This is a genomic window from Promineifilum sp. (SeqCode) (assembly GCF_041918635.1).
GTDB lineage: Bacteria > Chloroflexota > Anaerolineae > Promineifilales > Promineifilaceae > Promineifilum.
The window spans coordinates 1-8,483 of sequence record NZ_JAYRVJ010000229.1; the positions used below are offsets into that span (position 1 = coordinate 1).

An 8,483-nucleotide genomic window follows, 5' to 3' on the forward strand; every position below is an offset into this window, starting at 1 on the left:
AAGTCCATCATCAACGGCACGGTCAGCGGCCTGGGCTACGACCAGTGGGGCAACACCTACGTGCAGATCGACAACGACGCCTTCAGCGTCCTCTATCTGCACGGCGCCTACCTCGTCGCCATCGGGGATAAGGTCGTGGCCGGCCAGCAGATCGGCACAGAGAGCAACATCGGCTACACCCTCGACATGGCCGGCAACCTGTGCACCAACCGCGATTGCGGCTACCACACCCACCTGAACATCTTCGACAAGCGCGTGGGGGCCAATATCGACCCCCTGACTATCATCCCCGCGACCTATCCGTAATAATTGAACCGCGGATTTCCACGGATTTTGCCGATGAGCACGGATTGAACATGGGTTCAATCCGTGTTTATCTGTCTTATCCGTGTCAATCCGTGGTTAATTTATCCACACTCCGCCGCACGGCCGTCTCGCCCATCAGGGCCAGCAGCGCCGGCAGCCCCAACACCACCGGCACGACCGTCGACAGCCCCACGACGACCCCCACCAGGCTGATCACGAACAGCACCAGCGCCGTCACCGGCTGGAGCAGCCAGAAGCGGGCGACGTTGGCGTAGGTATTGCGCAGCGACTTGTCGGCCGCCGCCAGCCAGAAGGGCCAGTAGAAGGTGTTGAGCGCCAGCCAGACGGCCAGCGCTACCAGCCATACCACCCGCAACCCCTGCCACACGCCCGGCACGTACCAGAACGTGGACACGTTGTACAGCCCCACGCCGATCACCACCCAGTTGAGCGCGCCCCACTTCCAGGACGGCCAGAAGTACGTCTTGAAGGCTGCCCAGGCGTCGGCCGCGCCCCAATAGCGCCCGTCGTACGTCTCACGGGTCATGGCGTAGAGTGTAGCCGTGGCCGGTGGGCCGGGGATGACCAGCACCTGGGCCAGCAGCCACAGCGCGCTGAGCACGATGACCGAGATGTACTCGTCCCACCAGCGGCGGAGGGCGAAGGCGAGGATGGCGAAGACGTTCATCGTTTTACGGTAGGGGCGCACCTGCGTGTGCGCCCTGCCTGTGTGTGCGGTGTGTGCGTCCCGTCGAGAGGCAGACTGTCGAGAGGCAGACTGTCGAGGGGCAGACACGCAGGTCTGCCCCTACACTAACCTTTGATCCCACTGTAGCTCGTACCCTCGATGAAGTACCGCTGGAAGATGAAGAACAGGATCGCCATCGGCAGGGTGGTCAACATCGACCCGGCCAGCAGCGAGTTCCATTGCAGGTTCTGCCCCATGCCGCCGCGCAGCAACGCCAGGCCAAGCGGCAGGGTATAGAGATTTGCGTTCGTCGTCACGACGATGAGGGCGTGCGTGAACTCGTTCCACGCGCCCTGGAAGCTGAAGATAATCAGCGCCACGATGGCTGCGCGGGCCGTCGGCAGGATGACGCGGAAGAAGGTCTGGAACTGAGTCGCCCCGTCGATGCGCGCCGCCTCTTCCAGCTCTTTCGGCACGGACTCGAAGAACTGCTTCATCAAGAAGATGCCGAAGGCGGTGACGATCTTGGGCACAATCAGCCCGGCATAGTTGTTGATGAAACCCAACGTCTTCAGCACGATGAACATGGGGATGATCAACACGATACCCGGGATCATCATCGTGCCCAGGATGGCCAGGAAGACCCAGCGGTTGCCGGGGAAGGGGATACGCGCCAGCGCATAGCCGGCCAGACTGGCGAAGAAGACGTTGCCCAGCGTGACGAGCGTCGCCACGAGGGCGCTGTTGAGCGTCCAGCGGCCGACGTTAAAGCCGAATAGCCGCTGATACCCTTCCAGGGTGAACGTTTGGGGGATCAACCCAATGGCGTTCTGATTGATCTCCGGCAGCGTCTTGAAGCTGGTGCTGATCGCCAGTAGGAAGGGATAGATGAACATCGCCGCCAGCAGGAACAGGAGGCCATAGGAGAGGATCGCCTTCACCGGGCGCACCCAGGTGCGCTCGCCCACGGCCAACGGGACGTCGGTTTCGGTAACAGCCGTTGTCGTCATGATAGCCTCCTAGAGGTCGCCCTCGCTGCCGGTGATGCGGCGCTGGATCGTCGTCAGGGTGAAGATGATGATGAACAACAGGATGGCGATGGCCGCGGCCATGCCCATGTCGCTGTTGTTGAAGCCATTGCGGTAGACCAGATAGGCCACGGTCAGCGTCGTCTTGGCCGGGCCGCCGCTGCTCATCACGTAAATCTGGTCGAACACCTGATACGTGCCGATGAGACCCAGGGTGATGACGAAGAAGAGCGTCGGTCGCAACAGCGGCACGGTGATGCTGCGGAATTGCCGCCAGGCCGACGCGCCGTCGATCTGCGCCGCCTCATAGACGAAGCCGGGCACGTTCTGTAGCGCCGCCAGGAAGATGACCATCATCGTGCCGATGGTCGTCCAGGTGTTCATGATCATGATGCCCATCAGCGCCACGCTCGGCCCGCTGATCCAGTCCCAGATCGTGAGCCCCAGCACCTCCGTGCGCACCCACTCCGGCGCGGTGCGAATGGTGACGCCGACCGCCTCGAGCAGGATGTGAAACAGCCCGCGCGGGTCGGCCATCCAGGCGATAGGTTCCCAGCGGCCGAAGGTGACGGTCGAGAGGACGCTGTTGACCAGGCCGCTCCTCTGATAGAAGAAGAGGAACATCAGGCTGATGGCGATGGACGAGGTGATGGACGGGAAGTAGTAGGTCGTGCGGAAGAAGCCCTTGAAGCGCAACCACGCCTGATTGACGATGACCGCCAGCAGCAGCGCTAACGCCGTCTGGACGGGCACAACGCCCAGCGCAAAGTAGGTCGTATTCTTCAACGCCTTGAAGAAGTCGCTCTGGCGGATGCCGCTCTCTATGAGCAGCTCCCGGTAGTTCGCCACGCCGATAAAGTTGGCCTCGCTGGGCGGGCTGATGCCGTTCCAGTCCGTCAGGCTGAAGTAGATGGCGAAGAAGATCGGGATGATGATGAACACACTAAAGATGAGGATGGTCGGGCTCATGAAAAGCCAGCCGGCTATGGCCCGTTCGCGGTCTTCGCCCTTGATGCCAGATGCAGCGGCCATGATTCCTCCTATTCGTCCGTGGTAACCGCTTCAGCAGCCTTCTCGCCTGAGCGGGCCGCCGCTGAAGCGGTTACTCCGGACGCTCGGCGCGCTGTTGCGCGCCTGGTTTAGATTACTGGCCCAACACGTCGTTGCCGACTTCCTGGGCGTCGCTCAGCACCTGGTCGGCCGTGTACGCCCCGGCGAACGCCTGCTGCAAGCCGGAGTTCACCGTGTCCATGACATCCTGGAAGCCGGGGCGGAACTGCCACGGATGCGCATACGCCGCGCCGGCCAGGAACGGCTCCAGCTCGGGGAACTGCGCCAGCCAGTCCTCGCTCAGGCTCTGCCGCGTCGGCATGGCCAGACCGAGGCCCGTCCACTGCGCCATCCCCTCGGGGCCGGTCAGCCAGCTCGCCAGGCGGATGGACGCTTCGGGATTGGCGGCGGCGGCGGCCACGCCGTAGCAGACCGTAAAGGCCATCGTCGCGTCGCCGCCCGGCCCGGCCGGCAGTTCGGTCACGCCCCAGTTCAGGTCCGGGAATTGGTCGTTCAGGAAGGGCACGATCCAGTTGCCCTCCAGCGACATGGCTGCCGTCCCCTTACCAAACGCCTCGCCCGGCCAACCGCTGTCCAAATCGGACGGTTGCGCCGCGAAGCCGTCGAGCACGAGGTTGGTGTAGAACTCCATCGCCTCCAGCGCCTCAGGCGAATCGAGGGTCATGGTTGTGAACTCCGCATCGGTCATGCTGCCGCCCGCCTGATAGAGGAAGGCGATCCAGCGCGCCATGTCGGCCGGCAGCACCAGGCCGTAGACGTCGGTGGATTCATCGGTCAGGGCCTCGGCCGCCGTGCGCAGGTCGTCCCACGTCCAATCGGGCGTCGGATAGTCCAGCCCGGCCGCGTCGAACAGATCCGTGTTGTACTGCAACGCCAGGGTGCTGAAGTCCTTCGGCGCGCACCAGAAGGTGTCGTCGATGGTGAACGCCTGACGCAGGCTCGGATAGAAGTCGTCCGGGTTCTCCATCTGGTCGCCCACAGGCATCAGCGCGCCGGCCTCGACGTAGTCGGGCAGCCGGAAGCTGTCGATGTAGAACACGTCAGGCGGCTCGCCGCCGGCGATGGCCGTCTGGAGATCGGTATCGTAGTCGGGCGAGAAGCTGAGGGTCACGTTCAGATCGGGGTTGGCCGCGTTGAACGTGTCCACCATCTCCTGCAAGCGGGCATTCTCCGCGTCGGAGCTAGACCAGCCCATGAGCTGCAAATCGGTCACGTCGCCCGTCGCGGCTTCGGCGGTAGGCTCCTCGGCCGCCGGCTCTGCGGTCGGCTCCTCGGCCGCCGGTTCGGCGGTGGGTTCCTCGGCTGCTGGCTCCTCGGTCGGCTCCACGGCTGCCGGCTCCTCGGTCGGCTCCAGCGCTCCGCCGTCCACGGCCTCGGTCGCGGCCGGCGTCTCCGTCGTGCCGCCGCCACACGCTACGAGTAGCAGGGCCGCGAGCACCATGATCAACAACACAAACCATTTCTTGGACATTTCTTCTCCTTGTCTTATCTATCTAGTTTGGTTCGACTTTTGAAAGACCTGACCGGTGGGCGGCCAACGGCCCTCTGACAGGAACGATGCTTTTTGCCGCCCACCTGTCAGGTCTCGCTTACTTGGCTGTGTGCGTAACGCTATAACCACCTCCTTCGTTTTGCTGGATGTTCACTTGGTACACTTGTCCTCGGTAGTGATAACTGAAGGCCAAGCGCCGCCAGTGCCGGGGCAGGCGAGGCTGCACGAGCCGGTTTTCGCCCATAAGGCGCAGGCCGGCAAAGCCAAAGACGGCCGCCTGCCAGACGCCGCCGGTTGAGGCGGCGTGGATGCCGTCCTCGGCATTGCCGCGCGGGTTGCGCAGATCGGCGCGGGCGGCCAGCATGAAATGCTGGTATGCCTCTTCCGCCAGGCCCATCTCGCAGGCGGCCCAGGCGTGAAAGCTGGGGCCGAGCGACGAGCCGTAGCGGTGATCCGTGATGGGCATGTAGGCGTCCCAATTGGTCTGCCAGGTTCGGCGGTCGAACTCGTCGCGGAACAGACAGAGCAGCATAATCACGTCCGCCTGCTTGAGCACCTGGCGCTCGTTGGCGCCCTCGATGCCGAAGAGCGCCTGGAGCGAGCGGTCGGCGGTGCGGAAAAGCTCCGGGTCAACGCGCTCGCGCTCGAAGAATCCCTCGAATTGGTCGAACAGCCCTGTATCCCCGTCATAGAGCAGGGTCATGTTTTCGGCTACATCTCGCCACTGCGCCAGAGAGGCGGCCGAGAGTTGTAGCCGGTCGGCCAGGTCGGCCGCCGTCGCCGGGTGGTTCGCCCGCAGCCAGTCGTGCACCTCCAGCGCCGTCAGCAGGTGCCAGCGGCCCATGTAGTTGGTGAAGCTGTTGTTATCGACGTGATCGTGATACTCGTCTGGGCCGATCACGTCGCGCAGGGCATAACGGCGGCGGCCGTCCACTTCCTCCGGCTCGGCGCGCGACGCCCAGAAGCGCGCCCCGTCCAGGATCATCTCCGCGCCGTAGTCGCGCAGAAACGCGTCGTCGCCGGTGACGCGCCAGTACTGCATGATGGCGTAGGCGATGTCGGCCGTGATGTGAATCTGGATGTCGCCCGTCCAGATGCGCACCAGTTGCTTCGGGTCGGCCCAATGGGGCAGCCAGGTGGGCGTTACCTCGTCGCCCGTCTCGGCGCTCTCCCAGGCGAATTGCGCCCCGACGTGGCCGTTGCCGGCCGCCTTGCGCCGCGCGCCCGGCAGGGTGTGGTAGCGGTAGAGGAGCATGTTGCGCGCCGTCTGGGGGTAGGTGTAGATCAGGTAGGGCAGCATGAAGATCTCGGTGTCCCAGAAGACGTGGCCGCGATAGCCATAGCCGCTGAGCGTCTTCGCGCCGATGCTCACCCGTTCGTCGTGCTGCGGCGCGGCCACGAGCAGTTGGAACAGGTTGAAGCGCAGCGCCAGTTGCGCCTCGTCGTCCCCCTCGATGAGCACGTCACCCGCGGCCCAGATTTGCTCCCACGCCGCGATGTGGTCGGCGCGCAGGCGATCATACGAGACGCCGGCCAACTGGCCGAGGGTGCGTTCCACGATGGCCGCCCCATTCGCCGCGGCCGGCGCGTCTATATCCCGATCGGTCGCGATGGCGATGAGCTTGTCCAACTGAAGCGTCTGGCCGGGCTTCAACTCCTGTGTGACGGTCAGCGCGGGGAAACCCGGGCACAGGTCGGCGGCCGTCACGCCGTCCGTCTCGGCTGAGCTGGACAGCGACGTGGCCGATGACAATGAGGCCGCCACGCCAATCGTCCGCCGGGTGTGGCGCGTCTGGGCGCGCAGCCAGATCGTCCCGGGGCCTTCTCCCCAACCCTCTCCCATAGGGCGAGGGGGCCAGACTCCCTCTCCCGGTGGGAGAGGGCTGGGGAGAGGGGGCAAAGGACGTGCCATCCCCTTCCCCTGATCTTCCAGCCGCCAGTGCAGCAAGTCGATGTTGGCGACGTGCCCATCCAGGCCGGCGCTGACGCCGATGACGCAGGGGTGCGACACGGCCGTCACCAGCACCCGGATGGCGGCCACGTGCTCCCGCGGGTAGGCCATGAAGCGCTCGAAGTGCAGGTCGACTGTCTTGCCGTTGGGGGCCTGCCAGGTGACGGCGCGGCGCAGGATGCCCTGGCGTAGATCGGTGTAGCGCTGGAAGTCGAGCATACGCCCCTGGTCGAGGCGGAACATATCGCCGTCCACCGTCAGCCGGACGTGCAGCCAGTTGGGCAGGTTGACCAGTTCGGTGAAGAAGAGCGGGATGTCGTCCCACACGCCGTGGGCCAGGGTCAGCGACGACTCGCCGGGGTAGCCCTCCTCGAATGTGCCGCGGCTGGCGAAGTAGCCATTGCCCAGGGTAAAGACCGTCTCCATGTGGTGCTGCGTGGCCGGCTCGAAGTCGGTCTGGACGACGTGCCAGCCAGCATCGAAGGCCGCCGCCGCTTCCAGTTCGGCCAGCGTGACCCCGCGCAGGTCGTCGCGCCGGGTGACGCGCCCGTTGCGCTCCGTCATCTCCGCGAAACGCTCAGCCGGCCCCAGGGCCAGGACGGGCATGCCTGCCGCCAGCCCGGCATCCGCGCCGGCCGCCGCATCTTCGACGACCAGACAGCGCGCCGCCGGCACGCCCAGCCCGGCCGCAGCGAAGCGGAACAGGTCGGGGAACGGCTTCTGCCGATCCACGCTATAGCCGTCGGCGATCACCGCCAGCCGGCCGGCGATGCCCAGCCGCTCGCAGACGGAGCGCGCGTTCTTGCTGGCGCTGGCCAGCGCGTAGGGGAGCTTGGCCTCGTCGAGGCGGTCGAGCAGGGCGGCGACGCCCGGCAGCAGGTCGGCTGGGCTGAGCTGGTCGAGCGACGCTTCGTAATAGCGCTGCTTGCGCGCCATCAGCTCCCCGATGCGCTCTTCGCTCTCGGCCCGCCCATCCAGAATGACCATCAGCGAGTCGCGCCGCGTGATGCCGCGGCAGCGTTCATTCATCTCCCGGTCAAAGGGCAGTTCTTCCTCGTCGGCCAGACGTTTCCAGGCCCGGAAGTGGTACTCGGCCGTGTCAGTGATGACGCCGTCAAGGTCGAAAATAATGGCCTGCAAGGCCGCGGCCGATCGGGCCATTAGGCGCTCTCTCCAGTTGCGCCGCTGGAGCGGCGCGCGATAAGGGTTGGTTCCAGCAAGATGCCATGTTCCGATACGGGTTCGCCGCGCAGTTGGCGCAGCAACATGCGTACGATTTGCTTCCCCACGGCCGCAATCGGTTGCTGGACGGAGGTCAGCGGTGGTTGTAAGAACGGGGCCATGGCGCTGTCGTCATAGCCGGTGACGGCGAGATCGCCGCCGACCGTATGGCCGGCCGCCGCCGCCGCGTTCATCGCGCCGACCGCGAGCAGGTCGCTGACACAGGCAATGGCCGTTGGCCGCCGCGCCGGCGGCAGCGCCAGCAAGCGAGCTGCGCCGGCCGCGCCCGTTTGCAGCGTATTGAGACCGCGCACGATCCACTCCGGCTCCGGCCGCACGCCGGCCGCGGCCAGCCCTTCGGCGTAGCCGATCTCGCGCTGGCCGCCGGCCTTGGAGCCTTCCGGCCACGTCAGCAGCCCGATGCGCCGGTGGCCCTGCGCCACCAGATGGTCGACGACCTGCCGCATGCCGCTGGCGCCGTCTACGTCCACCCAGCCGAACTCCCATTCGTCGTTGGCCCGGCCGAAGCTGGCGAAGGGGATGTGGTTCTCTAGCAGAAAGGCGATGCGCGGGTCGTTGTCGTTGGTATTGGCCAGCACGAAGCCGGCCACCTGGCCCCGTCGGTACAGCTCCTCGTACACCTCGGTGTCGGTTCGCGAGCCGGTGACGAACGTCAACAGGTGGTAGTCGGCCGCCTCCAGGCTGAGGATGGCCGAATAGAGAAAC

Annotated in this window: 7 protein-coding genes; 1 reads left to right on the plus strand and 6 read right to left on the minus strand. The window is 65.4% G+C overall.

Translation table 11 applies throughout. The features are described from left to right. The coding region (locus ACE3UY_RS07820; protein WP_374686984.1) for a M23 family metallopeptidase at positions 1-306 on the plus strand (306 nt) is incomplete at its 5' end. A gap of 85 nt (positions 307-391) precedes the next feature. Here the strand turns inward: ACE3UY_RS07820 and ACE3UY_RS07825 are convergent. The 6 genes from ACE3UY_RS07825 to ACE3UY_RS07850 all read right to left on the minus strand — a co-directional run. Continuing rightward, positions 392-1,015 carry a hypothetical protein gene (locus ACE3UY_RS07825; protein WP_374686985.1) on the minus strand — a complete coding sequence of 208 codons (624 nt, stop codon included), beginning with the start codon at positions 1,013-1,015 and terminating at the stop codon, positions 392-394. 104 nt (positions 1,016-1,119) lie between these two features. Continuing rightward, positions 1,120-2,004 (minus strand): carbohydrate ABC transporter permease, encoded by an 885-nt coding sequence (locus ACE3UY_RS07830; protein ID WP_374686986.1) that lies wholly within the window; start codon positions 2,002-2,004, stop codon positions 1,120-1,122. A gap of 9 nt (positions 2,005-2,013) precedes the next feature. Beyond that, positions 2,014-3,054 (minus strand): carbohydrate ABC transporter permease, encoded by a 1,041-nt coding sequence (locus ACE3UY_RS07835; RefSeq protein ID WP_374686987.1) that lies wholly within the window; start codon positions 3,052-3,054, stop codon positions 2,014-2,016. 112 nt (positions 3,055-3,166) lie between these two features. Further along, positions 3,167-4,564 carry an ABC transporter substrate-binding protein gene (locus ACE3UY_RS07840; RefSeq protein WP_374686988.1) on the minus strand — a complete coding sequence of 466 codons (1,398 nt, stop codon included), beginning with the start codon at positions 4,562-4,564 and terminating at the stop codon, positions 3,167-3,169. A gap of 118 nt (positions 4,565-4,682) precedes the next feature. After that, positions 4,683-7,697: a beta-phosphoglucomutase gene (gene pgmB / locus ACE3UY_RS07845; RefSeq protein ID WP_374686989.1), complete on the minus strand. Its 3,015-nt coding sequence runs from the start codon at positions 7,695-7,697 to the stop codon at positions 4,683-4,685. Then, a partial coding sequence (locus ACE3UY_RS07850) for a substrate-binding domain-containing protein (RefSeq protein ID WP_374686990.1) occupies positions 7,697-8,483 on the minus strand: 787 nt, incomplete at its 5' end. The genes pgmB and ACE3UY_RS07850, both read right to left, overlap by 1 nt.